Source organism: Pseudomonas sp. PDM24 (genome assembly GCF_019218905.1).
GTDB lineage: Bacteria > Pseudomonadota > Gammaproteobacteria > Pseudomonadales > Pseudomonadaceae > Aquipseudomonas.
In genome coordinates, this window is record NZ_JAHUWR010000005.1 from 258,018 (window position 1) to 273,727 (window position 15,710).

The 15,710-nt window shown below is 60.1% G+C and carries 14 protein-coding genes; 2 read left to right on the top strand and 12 right to left on the bottom strand.

The window, feature by feature from the left end; all coding sequences use genetic code 11:
• Window positions 1-92 precede the first annotated feature (92 nt).
• From fabG to KW837_RS18245, 5 genes are all read right to left on the bottom strand, one after another.
• Complete coding sequence (gene fabG, locus KW837_RS18225) at window positions 93-836, bottom strand: 3-oxoacyl-ACP reductase FabG (RefSeq protein WP_123494581.1); 744 nt, start codon at window positions 834-836, stop codon at window positions 93-95.
• A 16-nt stretch (window positions 837-852) separates the two neighbouring features.
• Complete coding sequence (fabD, locus tag KW837_RS18230; RefSeq protein WP_218397709.1) at window positions 853-1,791, bottom strand: ACP S-malonyltransferase; 939 nt, start codon at window positions 1,789-1,791, stop codon at window positions 853-855.
• Window positions 1,792-1,915: 124 nt separating this feature from the next.
• A complete protein-coding gene (gene plsX / locus KW837_RS18235; RefSeq protein WP_371317145.1) occupies window positions 1,916-2,926 on the bottom strand; it encodes a phosphate acyltransferase PlsX in 1,011 nt (336 codons plus the stop codon).
• A 4-nt stretch (window positions 2,927-2,930) separates the two neighbouring features.
• Window positions 2,931-3,113, bottom strand: coding sequence for a 50S ribosomal protein L32 (gene rpmF / locus KW837_RS18240; protein ID WP_003179396.1), 183 nt, complete (start codon window positions 3,111-3,113; stop codon window positions 2,931-2,933).
• Window positions 3,114-3,126: 13 nt separating this feature from the next.
• The gene (locus KW837_RS18245; protein WP_004371317.1) at window positions 3,127-3,654 is read right to left on the bottom strand and encodes a YceD family protein; all 528 of its coding nucleotides are present in this window, start codon (window positions 3,652-3,654) and stop codon (window positions 3,127-3,129) included.
• Window positions 3,655-3,758: 104 nt separating this feature from the next.
• Between KW837_RS18245 and KW837_RS18250 the strand changes: the two genes are divergently transcribed.
• Window positions 3,759-4,337: a nucleoside triphosphate pyrophosphatase gene (locus tag KW837_RS18250; RefSeq protein ID WP_218397711.1), complete on the top strand. Its 579-nt coding sequence runs from the start codon at window positions 3,759-3,761 to the stop codon at window positions 4,335-4,337.
• Between the two features lie 147 nt (window positions 4,338-4,484).
• On the opposite strand, the gene sppA is transcribed toward KW837_RS18250, so the two are convergent.
• The 3 genes from sppA to rluC are packed head-to-tail and all read right to left on the bottom strand — an operon-like array spanning window position 4,485 to window position 7,112.
• Entirely contained in the window at window positions 4,485-5,474 is a 990-nt protein-coding gene (gene sppA / locus KW837_RS18255; RefSeq protein WP_218397713.1) for a signal peptide peptidase SppA, read from the bottom strand.
• A 26-nt stretch (window positions 5,475-5,500) separates the two neighbouring features.
• A complete protein-coding gene (locus KW837_RS18260; protein WP_218397722.1) occupies window positions 5,501-6,163 on the bottom strand; it encodes an HAD-IA family hydrolase in 663 nt (220 codons plus the stop codon).
• Window positions 6,150-7,112: a 23S rRNA pseudouridine(955/2504/2580) synthase RluC gene (gene rluC, locus KW837_RS18265; protein WP_218397724.1), complete on the bottom strand. Its 963-nt coding sequence runs from the start codon at window positions 7,110-7,112 to the stop codon at window positions 6,150-6,152. Before rluC ends, KW837_RS18260 begins: the two co-directional genes overlap by 14 nt.
• Window positions 7,113-7,812: 700 nt before the next feature.
• Here rluC and rne point away from each other — a divergent pair.
• Window positions 7,813-11,007 carry a ribonuclease E gene (gene rne / locus KW837_RS18270; RefSeq protein ID WP_218397726.1) on the top strand — a complete coding sequence of 1,065 codons (3,195 nt, stop codon included), beginning with the start codon at window positions 7,813-7,815 and terminating at the stop codon, window positions 11,005-11,007.
• A gap of 185 nt (window positions 11,008-11,192) precedes the next feature.
• Here the strand turns inward: rne and KW837_RS18275 are convergent, their stop codons facing one another.
• From KW837_RS18275 to KW837_RS18290, 4 genes are read right to left on the bottom strand one after another with little or no spacing between them, the layout of a single operon-like run.
• On the bottom strand, window positions 11,193-11,786 hold the full coding sequence (locus KW837_RS18275; protein ID WP_218397728.1) for an NTP transferase domain-containing protein: 594 nt from the start codon (window positions 11,784-11,786) through the stop codon (window positions 11,193-11,195).
• On the bottom strand, window positions 11,783-12,766 hold the full coding sequence (locus KW837_RS18280) for an XdhC family protein (RefSeq protein WP_218397730.1): 984 nt from the start codon (window positions 12,764-12,766) through the stop codon (window positions 11,783-11,785). Before KW837_RS18280 ends, KW837_RS18275 begins: the two co-directional genes overlap by 4 nt.
• Window positions 12,766-15,087 carry a xanthine dehydrogenase family protein molybdopterin-binding subunit gene (locus KW837_RS18285; RefSeq protein WP_218397733.1) on the bottom strand — a complete coding sequence of 774 codons (2,322 nt, stop codon included), beginning with the start codon at window positions 15,085-15,087 and terminating at the stop codon, window positions 12,766-12,768. The genes KW837_RS18280 and KW837_RS18285 overlap by 1 nt, the downstream gene beginning before the upstream one ends.
• Window positions 15,084-15,554, bottom strand: coding sequence for a (2Fe-2S)-binding protein (locus KW837_RS18290; protein WP_038982082.1), 471 nt, complete (start codon window positions 15,552-15,554; stop codon window positions 15,084-15,086). Before KW837_RS18290 ends, KW837_RS18285 begins: the two co-directional genes overlap by 4 nt.
• Window positions 15,555-15,710 lie beyond the last annotated feature (156 nt).

A 15,710-nucleotide genomic window follows, 5' to 3' on the forward strand; every position in this document is an offset into this window, starting at 1 on the left:
AACCCGGCGACCCTCTGTCTATAAATAGATTGCAGCTTTATAACGGATTTTAGACAGCTCGTATGACATTTTTTTGAAGCAATCCGTCACATTTAACTCATGTACATCCCGCCGTTCACCGGGATTGTAGCCCCAGTAACGTAAGCCGCACCGTCAGATGCAAGAAAAGCGACCACAGACGCGATCTCTTGAGCTTGCCCCAGACGACCCAGCGGAATCTGCGTCTGCAAGGCTTCACGCTGCGCCTCGGGCAGTTCACGGGTCATATCGGTGTCGATGAACCCTGGGGCCACCGAGTTTACCGTAATCGAACGCGAACCGACTTCACGCGCCAGTGCACGGCTGAAACCTTCCAGACCGGCCTTGGCGGCAGCGTAGTTTACTTGGCCTGCGTTGCCCATGGCACCCACAACCGAACCAATACTGATAATTCGTCCCCAACGGGCTTTGGTCATGCCGCGCAAAACGCCCTTGGACAGGCGGAACAGACTGTTCAGATTGGTATCGACGACGTCATGCCATTCGTCATCTTTCATGCGCATCATCAGATTATCGCGGGTGATACCGGCATTATTGACCAGGATCGCCGGCGCACCGAATTGCGCCTGGATGCTCGCCAGCACGGCCGCTACGGACTCGTCGCTGGTGACATTGAGTTCCAGGCCAGTGCCCTGAACACCATTTTCTTTCAGGGTCGCAGCAATACGCTCGGCCCCCGAAGCGGAAGTCGCGGTGCCGATAACAATGGCACCCTGACGACCCAATTCCAGAGCGATAGCCTGGCCGATACCACGGCTGGCACCGGTGACCAGTGCAACTTTACCTTGCAGACTCATGCAAGCTTCTCCTTGTTCAGGCCAGCGCTGCGCGGGCGGCAGCGAAAGCGTCTGGGGTATTGAGGTTAGAGGTCGACACGCCTTCGGCGCAACGTTTGTTCAAACCGGCGAGTACTTTGCCAGGGCCGCATTCAACCAGTTCGGTCGCGCCCTTGGCCGCCAGCGCCTGGACCGACTCGACCCAGCGTACAGGCTTGTAGAGCTGTTCAAGCAGATCACGCTTGAGGGTTTCCAGATCCGCCGGCACGTTAGCGCTGACGTTCTGTACCACAGGGATCTGCGGCGCCTGCCAGTCGATCGCTGCAATCGATTCGGCGAACCGCTCGGCGGCCGGACGCATCAATTCGCAGTGGGACGGCACGCTGACCGGCAATGGCATGGCGCGCTTGGCGCCGCGTGCCTTGCAGCCTTCGATGGCGCGCTCGACCGCAGCCTTGGCACCAGCGATCACTACCTGGCCCGGGGAGTTGAAGTTGACCGCGCTAACCACTTCGCCTTGCGCCGCTTCGGCACAGGCGGCCAGTACGTCAGCATCGTCCAGACCGAGAATGGCAGCCATGCCGCCCTGCCCGGCCGGAACGGCTTCCTGCATCAACTGACCGCGACGTTCTACCAGTTTCACTGCGTCGCCCAGGCTCAGACTGCCTGCAGCCACCAGGGCGCTGTATTCGCCCAGGCTGTGACCGGCGACGTACGCCGGACGCACGCCGCCTTCAGCCAGCCACAGGCGCCACAAGGCGATCGAGGCGGTCAGAATGGCCGGCTGGGTTTTATCGGTTTGATTGAGTTGTTCTTCCGGCCCTTGCTGGGTCAGTGCCCACAGGTCGTAACCCAGAGCATCGGAAGCTTCTTTGAATGTTTCGAGGACCACCGGATGTTGCGCGCCCAACTCGGCCAGCATGCCGAGGGACTGCGAACCCTGTCCTGGAAAGACGAATGCGAGGGAAGCAGACATGTAACAAGCCCCTAATGATCTTGTCGTCGGAGAATGACGTCCCGTTTCTGGAACGCAAGAAACTCACAGTTGGATGGCCCATTGAACTGAGCGGTCACATTTAAGCATTGTCCGACGAAAACGCCTAAGGCAACAAATCTTCCAGGCGCCCATGAAGCCGCTCCGGCAGGTTTTCCTGGATCTCGATCAGCGCTCGCTGTATCGCACTCTGAAAACCCTGCACCCCCGCCGAACCGTGGCTTTTCACGACAATTCCCTGCAAACCGAGGAAACTTGCGCCGTTATGTCGCGCCGGCGCCAGCTCAGCCTGCAAGCGTTTCATCAGCGGCAGCGCCAGCGCACCCACCACTTTGGACGCGAAATTTTTCTTGAATAACGCCTCGATGCGCCCGGCAATCATGGTCGCCAGGCCTTCGCTGGACTTGAGCAGGATATTGCCGACAAAGCCGTCACACACCACCACATCCGCCTCGCCACGGTACAAACCGTCACCTTCGACAAACCCGATGTAGTTGATGCCACGAGCACTCTGCAACAAGGTGGCTGCCAGTTTGACCTGCTGATTGCCCTTGATGTCTTCAGTACCGATGTTCAGCAATGCGACCCTCGGGCGAACGATACCCAGGGTTTCTGCCGCAACCGAGCCCATCACTGCAAACTGCAATAAGTGCTCGGCAGTGCAATCGACATTGGCACCCAGATCAAGCAACTGGCAGTAGCCCTTCTGCGTTGGAATGGCCGCGATCATTGCCGGCCGATCAATGCCCGGCAAGGTCTTGAGCACAAAACGCGACAACGCCATCAGCGCACCGGTATTGCCGGCACTGACGCAGGCCTGGACCTTGCCGTCTCGCAGCAACTCCAGCGCCACGCGCATCGACGAATCGGGTTTGCCGCGCAAGGCCTGGGCAGGCTTCTCGTCCATGGTGATGACTTCGGACGCCGGCACAATCGACAGGCGCGCGCGATCCACAGCCGATTGGCTGGCGAGCAGTTCTTCAAGAAGGGAGGGTTGACCGACGAGGGTCAGGTGCAGCGAGGGTGTAGCAGACAGGCAAGCGAGGCTGGCCTGAACAATGCTGCGGGGACCGAAGTCCCCGCCCATTGCGTCAATCGCGATGACTTGAGCGGACAAGTGATTACTCGTCAGCGCCCTTGTCGATCACTTTACGGCCACGGTATACGCCTTCTGGCGATACGTGGTGACGCAGGTGAACTTCACCGGTGGTTTTTTCTACAGACAGGGTGCTAGCCTCGAGAGCGTCGTGCGAACGACGCATGTCACGGGCAGAGCGGGATTTTTTGTTCTGCTGAACAGCCATAATTGATTAACTCCTAAACGTTTGGGTCACGCTTTAACTGCGCCAATACACTGAACGGGTTGGACCGCGTTACCTCGTCCTCGCTCGGTTCGGGCTCATCGAGACCCGCCGGCTGCTGGCATTCTTCCGGATGATGAGCAGGCACAATGGGCAAGGCGAGCAGAAGCTCCTCCTCGATCAGTGACTGCAGATCCAAAGGATCTTCGCCCAGTTCCAGCACGTCATAACCTTTCGGCAACGACTGGGTATTCGCACCCTCCTTCACCACAGCATAACTGCATTCGCTATGGATCGGCAGGGTGACCAGCTCAAGACAACGCTGGCAAACCATTTTGACTTCGGTGTCGATAAAGCTGTGAATTACCACAGATTTACGTTCATCTCGTTCAAAAACGAATTTAGCCTGCACCGTACCGACAGTATCGGAAAGCGGGTCGCAGAGTCTCTCCAAATCGGCCAGCAGCAGTTCACCTTGAAGGGTGGTGCCACGGTCAGCCAATTTGCGCGGGTCAACGTGAGGTGGAATCGGGTCATTCAACATAGGCGCAGCATTATAGGGATGCCCCCAGCCATGTCAAAGGAAATTCAGCCCTGCCCGTCACTTGAGCCTGCGCTAGAATTCGCCCCTGCCCTTTGGAGATGCGCATGCTGCCTTTATTACTCGCTTCAAGCTCGGCCTATCGCCGGCAATTGCTGGCCCGTTTGCAGCTGCCGTTCACGTGCAGCTCGCCGGATATCGACGAAAGTCATCTCCCGGGCGAGTCAGCCATCGAACTGGTAAAGCGCCTCGCCGAAGAAAAAGCCCGTGCACTGGCAGGCAGTCATCCGGCCCACCTGATCATCGGCTCGGATCAGGTCGCGGTACTCGGCGAGCGGATCATCGGCAAGCCCCACACCTTCGAAAAGGCCCGCGAACAACTCGTCGCATCCAGCGGCTCCAGCGTGACCTTCCTGACCGGCCTGGCACTGCTCAATAGCCAGACCGGCCACTGCCACGTCGACTGCGTGCCTTTTACCGTACACATGCGCACGCTCGACGCAGCGCGCATCGAACGCTACCTGCGCGCTGAACAGCCCTATGACTGCGCTGGCAGCTTCAAGGCCGAAGGTTTGGGGGTAAGCCTGTTTCAAAGCACCGAAGGCCCTGACGCCACCAGCCTGATCGGCCTGCCGCTGATTCGCCTGGTGGACATGTTGCTGGCCGAAGGCGTGCAGATACCTTAAAGGTCAAAAGATCGCAGCCTCGTTTCACTCGACAGCTCCTACATTGAAATGCGTATTCCCTTGTAGGAGCTGTCGAGTGAAACGAGGCTGCGATCTTTTGACTGTAAAAAAACCGGCAAAAAGCCGGTTTTTTATGCAGCAAGAAGATCAGCGCAACGACGGCCCCTGAAAGCCCATCCACATTGCCAAATGCTCAGCCACGCTGGCGCCAAGCTTTTTCGAGAAGCGATCGAATGGCGATTCCTCAACAGTGAAATCCACCAGCTCTTTCTCGCCGATCACATCGCGCGCAACCGAACTGGCATTACCCAGACCATCGATCAAGCCCAGCGACAGCGCTTGCTCGCCGGACCAGACCAGCCCGGAAAACAGCTCTGGATGCTCTTTATCCTTCAGGCGATCACCCCGGCCCTTCTTGACGCTACTGATAAACTGCTGATGAGTGGTATCGAGCACGCTTTGCCAGAATTGGGTTTCCGCAGGCTTCTGCGGCTGGAACGGATCGAGGAACGATTTGTGCTCCCCAGAGGTGTAGGTACGACGCTCCACACCCAACTTTTCCATGGTCCCGACAAAACCGTAGCCGGCCGCCGTCACACCAATGGAACCCACCAGGCTCGCCTTGTCGGCGTAGATCTGATCTGCCGCGCTAGCGATGTAATAGGCACCGGAAGCGCCCAGATCCGAGATCACCGCATAAACCTTGGTATCTGGATTCAGGCCGCGCAAACGACGGATCTCGTCGTAGACATAACCCGACTGCACCGGACTGCCGCCCGGACTGTTGATTCGCAGAATCACGCCCTTGACCTTCTTGTCCTCGAAGGCTGCACGCAGACTGCCGACGATATTATCGGCACTGGCCGGCTCTTTGTCGGCAATCATGCCCGTTATATCAATCAGCGCCGTGTAGCCAGAGCCGAGGCTCGCGCCTTTCTCCATGCCTATCAACGGCGATAACAGGATCAACGCGCCGAGCAGGTACAAAAAAGTCAGCGACTTGAAGAATATCCCCCAGCGACGGGACCGGCGCTGTTCCTGCACACCAGCCAGCAGGGTTTTTTCCAGCAGCTTCCAGCTTTTCTCGTCACCCGTTTCCGCACTCGCCTTGGCGGGCGCTTTCCATTCGTCGGTCATGCCATGTACCCCAGCAAAAAAACCAATTAAACCCGCTGACTCAGCCAGGCGTGCAACTCTGAAAAACGATCAATGGCCAGTTTCGGTTCAAATAGCTTCAAGGCGTCGATCGATTGAGCGCCATAGCTGACCGCCACCGAATCCATGCCCGCGTTGCGCGCCATCTGCAGGTCGAACGACGAATCGCCGACCATCAACGCCTGCTCCGGACGAACCTCGCAATGGGCGAGAATCTGCTCAAGCATCAGCGGATGGGGCTTGCTGGCGGTTTCGTCAGCGGCACGGGTGATATCGAAATAATCTTCCCAACCGTGAGACTTCAGCACCCGATCCAGCCCACGACGAGCCTTGCCGGTCGCTACTGCCAGATGATACCCCTCGACACGAAACGCTTCGAGAGACTCGACAACGCCCTCAAACAGCGGGGAAGGCTCGGCCTCCGCCGAAATGTAGTGATCCGCATAGTGCTGACGGAATGCTATCAGCTCGGTGTCGCCAATCTCGGGGTACAGGGTGCGAATCGCTTCCGGCAAGCCCAGACCGATAATGCCTTTGACGGCAAAATCATCACGCAGCTGAAAACCGGACCGCTCGGATGCGACGTGCATTGCCTCGACAATCCGACCAATGGAGTCAGCCAGCGTGCCGTCCCAATCGAAAATCAGCAGCTTGTAATCAGTAGGGTGCACTCAAGCGCTCCACGGTTTTGGCCCACATCTCGTCGACCGGCGCCTGCAACTTGAGCTCACCGCCATCAGGCAGCGGCACCGTCAGCATGTAGGCGTGCAGAAACAGACGCTTGCCGCCGAGATCACGAATCTCTTTGCTGAAACCTTCATCGCCGTACTTGGTATCACCCGCGATGCAATGGCCCGCATGCAGAGTATGGACGCGAATCTGGTGAGTGCGACCCGTGATCGGCTTGGCTTCGATCAGGGTAGCGAAGTCACCAAAACGACGCAGGACCTTGAACACGGTCACAGACTCCTTGCCCTCCTCCTCGTCCACTTCGACCATGCGCTCGCCGGAGCGCAGATTGCTCTTGCCCAGCGCCGCACGGACTTGCTTGATCGAGGCCGCCCAGTTGCCGCGCACCAGCGCCATATAGCGCTTATCGACACCATCGCCGCGCAATGCCGTGTGCAAGTGGCGCAACATGCTGCGCTTTTTGGCAATCATCAGCAGGCCGGAGGTATCACGATCGAGACGATGAACCAGTTCGAGCTCCTTGCAATCGGGACGCAACTGACGAAAGGCTTCGATCACTCCGTAAGTCAGGCCGCTGCCGCCATGAACCGCAATGCCGCAAGGCTTGTTGACCACGATCAGCGCCTTGTCTTCGTAGACAATCGAGGCTTCGAGCCGCTGCAGCAGCCCTTGGGCCAAGGGCACGGGTTCATCGCGCTCAGGCACGCGAACCGGCGGCACGCGCACGATATCGCCCGCCTGCAGCTTGTATTCGGGCTTGATCCGACCTTTGTTCACCCGCACTTCGCCCTTGCGCAAAATGCGGTAAATCAAGGTCTTGGGCACGCCTTTGAGCCGAGCGAGAAGGAAGTTATCAATACGTTGGCCGGCATATTCCGGCGAGACCTCCAGCAGTTGTACGGCTGGGGTCGAAGGGGCAGTAGTCGTCATGGCGCGGATGATAACAATTTTTTATGGAATTGAAGCACTTAATCATTGCTGCTATAGTCGCGAACGCCGCCAAAAGTGGCCTGGACAGCGGACTAACGGTCAAAAACCGGCCCTGACCAACGCAATTCACGAGGACGAGAGGCCGTCCTACGGGGCTTTCGCTACGTAACGGCAGAGTTTGCAGTTGTAACGAGCGCAGGTGACATAAGGCCTGAATCATGCCGCAAAGCAGAGTTTTCACTCGCCTTCCGAGCAAATATTCACGGCCAGTTCACAAAGTGCAGTCAGCTGCGAACGACCCCGAGCGAACGCTTCGGAAACACCGCCTAAATTAGCCATGATGCGTGACCTCCCCTTTCGGAGCTCACGGTAAATGCCAACCCGCTGCGGATTCTGCGCGCGGCAGCACCCGAATTATCAGGGATACGTGTAGGGTGGAGATGCACAACCGCTGGACTGTGTAGCAATAGGCTTTATCAAGACGCTTCATCTCGTCCACAGCCGCCGGTTGATTCCTCCTCCTGACTGAGTGCTTAAGTAGCCACAGCAAGCAGGACGCGTACGTCGCGACACCGGCCCAATTGGCCGGGGTTCGCTAGACACTGGAGTGGCCAACCACTCCTGACGCACCTGACACCGACCGTGAGAAGTCGTGTGTGCCGAACGCCGTTTCCGGCAGCCCGGAAACCGACGGTACTACATGAAAAGAATGCTGATTAACGCAACTCAACCCGAAGAGTTGCGTGTTGCACTGGTAGATGGCCAGCGCCTCTACGACCTGGACATCGAATCCGGTGCACGCGAGCAGAAGAAGGCCAACATCTATAAAGGCCGGATTACTCGCATCGAACCAAGCCTTGAGGCTGCCTTTGTCGATTTCGGCTCTGAGCGCCACGGCTTCCTGCCCCTCAAAGAAATCTCCCGCGAATACTTCAAGAAAGCCCCCGAAGGCCGCGTCAACATCAAGGACGTCCTGAGCGAAGGCCAGGAAGTCATCGTTCAGGTCGAAAAAGAAGAACGTGGCAACAAGGGCGCCGCCCTGACCACTTTCATCAGCCTGGCCGGTCGTTACCTGGTGCTGATGCCGAACAACCCGCGTGCCGGCGGTATCTCCCGTCGCATCGAAGGTGAAGAGCGCAACGAACTGCGTGAAGCCCTGAACGGTCTGGTTGCCCCGGCCGACATGGGTCTGATCGTTCGTACTGCCGGCCTTGGCCGCAGCAGCGAAGAAATGCAGTGGGACCTCGATTACCTGCTGCAACTCTGGACCGCCATCAAAGAAGCTTCGCTGGACCGTTCCGCGCCATTCCTGATCTACCAGGAAAGCAACGTGATCATCCGCGCCATCCGCGATTACCTGCGCCAGGACATCGGCGAAGTACTGATCGACAGCGTTGAAGCCCAGGACGAAGCCCTGACCTTCATTCGTCAGGTGATGCCGCAGTACGCCAGCAAAATCAAACTGTACGAAGACAGCGTTCCGCTGTTCAACCGTTTCCAGATCGAAAGCCAGATCGAAACCGCCTTCCAGCGCGTCGTCGAACTGCCTTCCGGCGGCTCCATCGTTATCGATCCGACCGAAGCCCTGGTGTCCATCGACATCAACTCGGCGCGCGCCACCAAAGGCAGCGACATCGAAGAAACCGCACTACAGACCAACCTTGAAGCTGCCGAAGAAATCGCCCGTCAGTTGCGCTTGCGCGACATCGGCGGCCTGATTGTCATCGACTTCATCGACATGACCCCTGCCAAGAACCAGCGCGCCGTGGAAGAGAAAGTCCGCGAATGCCTGGAAGCCGACCGCGCTCGCGTGCAAGTCGGTCGCATCTCGCGCTTCGGCCTGCTGGAAATGTCCCGTCAGCGCCTGCGTCCATCGCTTGGCGAAAGCAGCGGCATCGTCTGCCCGCGTTGCAACGGCACCGGCATCATCCGTGACGTTGAATCGCTGTCGCTGGCGATCCTGCGCCTGATCGAAGAAGAAGCCCTGAAAGACCGCACCGCCGAAGTTCGCGCACAAGTGCCGATTCCGGTCGCAGCTTTCCTGCTCAACGAAAAACGCAACTCGATCACCAAGATCGAACTGCGCACCCGTGCCCGCATCGTCATTCTGCCGAACGATCACCTCGAAACGCCGCACTTCGAAGTTCAGCGCCTGCGCGATGACAGCCCGGAAGCCGCGGTCGGCCAGTCCAGCTACGAAATCGCCGCTGCCGCTGCCGAGGTCGAAGAAGTCCAGCCAGCCGCCGCGACCCGCACCCTGGTTCGCCAGGAAGCCGCGGTCAAGACCGCTCCGGCCCGCGCCAACGCTCCGGTTCCGACCGAAGTCGTCGCGACGCCGGTGGCTGCACCGGCCGTTGCCCCAGAGCCAAGCCTGTTCAAAGGCCTGGTGAAGTCGCTGGTCAGCCTGTTCGCCACCAAGGAAGAGCCTGCTGCGCCGGTTGTGGTTGAAAAGCCAGCCACCGAACGCCCTGCTCGCAACGAAGAGCGCCGTAACGGCCGTCAGCAGAGCCGCAACCGTAACGGTCGCCGCGATGAAGAGCGCAAGCCTCGTGAGGAACGTGCGCCGCGTGAAGAACGCGCACCACGTGAGCCACGTGAAGCCCGCGAAGAAGCTCCAGCAGTTGCCCAGGAACGCGCTCCGCGCGAAGAGCGCGCACCACGCGCCCCTCGTGAAGAACGTGCACCGCGCGCCCCGCGTGAAGATCGCAAGCCACGTGGCGAGCGTGAAGAACGTCCGGTTCGTGAACTGCGCGAGCCTCTGGATGCCGCTCCGGCCGCCGCTGCCAACGCTGAAGAGCGTCCAGCCCGTCAGCCACGTGAAGAACGCGCTCCACGCCCACCGCGTGAAGAACGTCAGCCACGTACCGAGCAAGCTGCTGCTGCCGTTGCTGAAGAAGAGTTGCCCACCAACGAAGAGCAACTGCAGGAAGACGGTCAGGAAGGCGCCGAAGGCGATCGTCCGCGCCGCCGCTCCCGTGGCCAGCGTCGTCGCAGCAACCGTCGTGAGCGTCAACGCGATGCCAACGGCAATGTGATCGAAGGTTCGGAAGAGTCCGAATCGGCTGAAAACGCCGAAACGCCAAGCGCTGCCGATCTGGCCGCCGGCCTGGCTGTTACCGCAGCCGTTGCCAGCTCCGTGATCAGCGCGCCTGCTGAAGCACAAGCCAACGAGCAAGCTGAACGCGCCACTGCCGCCACGCTGGAAACTGCTCCGGTTGAAGCGCCAGTCGTTGAAGCAACCACACCAGTAGAAGTCACCGCTGCTCCGGAAATCGAAGTGGCACCGGTTCGTGAAGCCCAGCCTGAAGTTGAAGCTGCCGCTGAGCCGGCCGTCGTCGCTGAACCAGTGGCTGCTACCGAGCCTGTGGTTGAAGCGCCGGCTGAACCGGCACGTGAAGTTCGCGAAGAGCAAACCACGTTCAACTGGGTTGCCGAGCCACCTGTAGCGGTCGAAGCGCCAGCGCCAGTCGCTGAAGCTCCGGTTGCCGAAGCCATGGTCTCCGAGCCAGTGGTTGCTGCTGCCGAGCCTGCTCCAGCGGTTGTTGAAGCGCCCGTTGTTGCCGAAGAGGCTGCACCGGTGGCTGAAGCCGCCCCTGTCAGCGCTCTGACCCCAAGTGGCCGTGCGCCGAACGACCCGCGTGAAGTACGTCGTCGCAAGCGTGAAGCCGAGCGTCTGCAGAAGGAAGCCGAACTGGCTGCCGCTGCTGCTCCGGCCGCTGCCGAGCCAGCCCCGGTTGTTGCTGAAGTTGTCGAGGCAGCCCCTGCCCCGGCCGCTGAAGTCCCTGCCGAACCGGTTGAATCCGCGTTCGACGAAGCACCGCGCTCCGTTCAGGAAGCGGTGGAGCAACACGAGCAAGCCCAGGAAAAAGAGCACGAGCCTAAACCCCTCGCCTGATTCCATCGGCCATTAAAAAGCCCCGCCTGGTGATCCCAGGCGGGGCTTTTTTTATGCCCGAAAACAACACACATACCCTGTGGGAGCGGGCTTGCTCGCGAAAGCGGTTTAACATTCAACATCTATGCAAGCAGGCCCACCGCTTTCGCGAGCAAGCCCGCTCCCACATTAGATCTGCGCCAAAGCTACTTAAAGGTCAATGCAGCAGGCACATCCACATCCCACAACACCCCGGGGTCCTCCACCGCCACCTCGACCACCCTCGCCTGTGCAAACAGCGACTTGGCCCCGTGATCACCGGTCAATGCCATCAACCCTGGACCAAAACTTCGCCCGAATCCCACCGGATGCCCATATTGCCCCTCATGGACCGGCACGCTGATGGCATCATCGGCAATATTCGCGACAACCCGCTCAATGCTGGACGGCAGGATAAACGGCATATCCCCCAGCACGATCAGCCAGCCACCGAGTTGTGAGCACGCCGCCACACCCGCCGCAATGCTGTCGCCCAGACCGGTCGACTCGATCCGCACAATTTCACAACCATAAGCCTGAGCCATGCGAATCACTTGCGGGCGATCCGCCGTGGTCACTAGCACGCGCTTCTCAAGCGCGGCCGGCAGATTTACCAGCACCTGCTCGATCATCGAATGCACGGTGACGCCGTCACGAGCGGTGCAATCCACCAGCAGCTTGTCCTTCTCGTCGCCCGCCACCTGTCGAAACCGACTGCCCTGCCCTGCGGCCAGAACGATAACGCCAATGGAGTCGCTCATACGCCCTCCTGCAACGGCCTCTTCTGTTTCAGCTCGACGCCGTTCTTGATCGCCACAATTTCGGCCAGCAGCGACAAGGCGATTTCCGCCGGTGTATGGCTGCCGATGTGCAAACCGATCGGGCCGTGCAAGCGCTCGATGGCCTGTTGTGACAAGCCTAGCTGAGCCAGATTGTCCCGGCGCTTCTGACTGTTGACCCGTGAACCCAGCGCACCAACATAAAATGCCTTGGAGTCCAGCGCCGTGAGCAGCGCCATGTCATCCAGGCGTGGGTCGTGGGTCAGCGCGATAATGGCTGTGCGCTCGTCGGCCTGGATGGTCAGCACCGCTTCGTCGGGCATGCCCGGGACGAAGCGACCGTGTTGCTCTTCCCAGCCGTAGACGAACTCGGTGCGCGGATCGCAGATCAGCACTTCGAAATCCAGCAGCCGCGCCATCTCGGCAACGTAGCGCGACAGTTGGCCGGCGCCGATCAGCAATAGCCGCCAGCGCGGACCATAAATGGCGCGCAAGGTCTGTCCGTCAAACACCAGCGCATCGGTCTTGCTCGCTGGCTGCAGGATCACTTCACCGCTCGCCAGGTTCAGCTCACGCGCAACGATTTCATGGGCCTCGCAGCGCGTCAGCAATTCGGCAACCCACGCCGGATCACCGACTCGCTCCTCGGTCAGGCGCAACGTGCCGCCGCATGGCAAACCAAACCGCGCGGCCTCCTCCCGAGTGACGCCATAGGTAATCAACTGCACCGGCGGCCCCTCGGCCGGGATACGGCCATCGTGCAGCCGGGCAATCAGGTCATCCTCGACACAGCCACCGGACACCGAGCCAATCACCACGCCGTCTTCACGCAAGGCCAGCATGGCGCCAGGTGCCCGGGGTGCGGTGCCCCAGGTCTGGACCACGCTGTACAACATCACCCGCTGACCGGCGCGGCGCCATTCCAGCACGCTGCGCAGGACGTTCAGATCGACGCTGTCCATCAGGCTTGCGCCTTCTGCCAACCTTGCAACTGATAGCGTACCGGCAGATTACGGATGCGCTTGCCGGTGGCGGCGAAGATCGCGTTGCACAGCGCTGGCGCAATCGGCGGTACGCCCGGCTCACCGACTCCGCCCAACGGCACATTGCCCGGTGGCGTGACCAGGTGCACGGCGACTTCCTTCGGCGCCAGGGACATGCGCGCCACTTCGTACATGTGGAAATTGTCCTGCTGAACCTTTCCGTCCTTGAAGCTGATCTCCCCCAGCACCGCGTTGCCCAGCCCCATGACACAGGCGCCTTCGAACTGCGAGCGAATCCGCTCGGGGTTGATCTGCGGGCCGCAATCCACGGCGATGTCGGCCTTGTGCACGATCAGCGTGCCATCGTCTTTGACTTCCACCTCGATCACCGCCGCCACATAAGTGACAAAACTATAGTGCACCGCCAAGCCCAAGCCTCGGCCCTTGGGCAACTCACGCCCCCAACCGGCCGCTTTGGCGGCGGTTTCCAGCACGGTGCGCATCCGTGCAGTGTCGATTGGATAACGCTCAGGAGATTCGCCGTAGTTCCACTCTTCACTCAAGGTGCGCGGATCGATCTGACGGTCCGGGCCGAGCAACTTGATCTGATACTTGAGCGGATCCTGCCCTGCCTTATGCGCCAGTTCATCGACAAAGCTCTGAATCGCAAAACCGTGGGGAATGTTCGACACCGAGCGATACCAGCCGACCCGGGTGTGGACCGCCGCTTCGGGGTTTTCCAGGCGCACGTTGGGGATCGCGTAAGCCATGTTGGTAAAGCCCATGCCCAGCTCAAAAGCCGCCTCATGGTTCATGCCCGGCGCGAACAACGCGGTGATGCTTGGCGCCACCGTGCGGTGCAGCCAGCCGGACGGCAGGCCGTCCTTGTTCAGGCTGGCCTTCAGGTATTCGGCCGACACGGTGTGGAAATAGGAGTTGTGGATGTCGTCTTCACGGGTCCATTGCACCCGCACCGCCTTGCCCGGGAACTCCTTGGCCAGGATCGCCGCTTCAACGACGAAGTCCGGCTTGGACTTGCGACCGAAACCGCCACCGAGCAAGGTGACGTTGAACGTGACGTTATCGAATGGAATGCCGAGGCGCTCGCCGATCCGTTCGCGGGTGACTTGCGGCGCCTGGCTTGGAGCCCAGGCTTCGCACACGCCGTCCTTGAAACGGGCGATGGCGACCATCGGTTCCATTGGCGATTGCGCCAGGTGCGGCAGGTAGTAAGAGGCTTCGAGGGTGCTGTCGGCGCTGCTCATGGCCTGGTCAATGCTGCCGGTATTGCGCACCACTTTGCCGGGTTTGAGCGACGCGGCTTCGAGTTCCTTGCGGTAGGCGATTGAGTCATAACTGGCGTTGGGGCCGTCATCCCACTCGATTTTCAGCGCTTCGCGGCCCTTGATCGCCGCCCAGGTATTGCTGGCTACCACGGCCACACCGCCCAGAGGCTGAAATTCGGACGGCAACGGACGGCTTTCGACTTGCAGGACCTTGATCACACCCGGGACTTTCATCGCGGCGCTGGCATCGAAGGATTTGACCTTGCCGCCATAGACCGCTGGACGCGCGATGGTGGCGAACAGCATGCCGTCGACATGCACATCGGCGCCGTAGACCGCGCGACCATTGACGATGTCCGCACCGTCGATGGCCTTGGTGCCTTCCTTGCCGATGTAACGGAATTCCGATGGCTGCTTGAGCCGCAGGCTGTCGCGGGCCGGCACCGCCAGTGCACCGGCAGCAGCGGCCAACGCGCCGTAGCCCAGTTCACGACCGGTCGGCTGGTGAATGACTTTATGCAGTTGCGCACGGCACTCGCTGACCGGCACTTTCCACTGCGCGGCGGCGGCTTGCTCAAGCATGGTCCGCGCGGCAGCACCGCAACGGCGCATCGGCTCGTACCAATGACGCATGCTGCGCGAACCGTCGGTGTCCTGGTTGCCGAAACGCACTTCGTCGCCCGGCGCCTGTTGCACTTTGACCAGCGCCCAGTCGGCGTCCAGTTCATCAGCTACTACCATGGTCAGGCTGGTGCGTACGCCCTGACCCATTTCCGAGCGGTTGCAGACCACGGTCACGCTGCCATCGGCAGCGATGCTGACGTAAACCTTTGGATCATCGATCCAGCCGTTGGGCATGCCGTCGGCGCCGAACTTCTTGTCTTTTTCGGCGGCAAGCGCGTCCTGCCAACCCCAACTGGCAGCCAGCACCAGCGCACTGGTGGCGCCCACGCCTTTGAGGAAGCCACGGCGGCTGAGGTTACTCAGCGCAAAATCATTCGGTAACCGGCTCATGCCTTGGCCTCCTTCAGGTGAGTGGATGCCTGGCGGATGGCGGTCTTGATCCGGTTGTAGGTGCCGCAACGGCAAATGTTACCAACCATCGCCTCTTCAATCTGCTCGTCGCTGGGGTTCGGATTGGTTTTCAGCAACGCTGTGGCCGACATGATCTGCCCACCCTGGCAGTAACCGCACTGGGCCACGGCGCTGTCGAGCCAGGCTTGCTGGACGACTTTGCCAACCGGGTCGGCGTGCAGGTTATCGATGGTGGTGACGTTCTGGCCGACTACCGAGCCGATCGGCGTGATGCAACTGCGCGCAGGCGCGCCGTCGATATGAATGGTGCAGGCACCACACAGGCCCATGCCGCAGCCAAATTTGGTGCCGTTGTAACCGGCCACGTCACGGATCGCCCAGAGCAGCGGCATGTCCTCGGTGACATCGAGTTGATGATCTTGACCATTGAGTTTCAGGGTAATCATGGGCACGCCCGCATAGTTATAGAGGTTATGGGGTCGAGCAATCTGCCGCGTGGGTTCCTTCACGCAGATCGACTCAGGCTAATGGGCTCTCTTATGCGGACGGCAACGTCTGCACCGGGCCTTTGGTGGAGCAAATGCTTGCATCGTTAGGTAGCT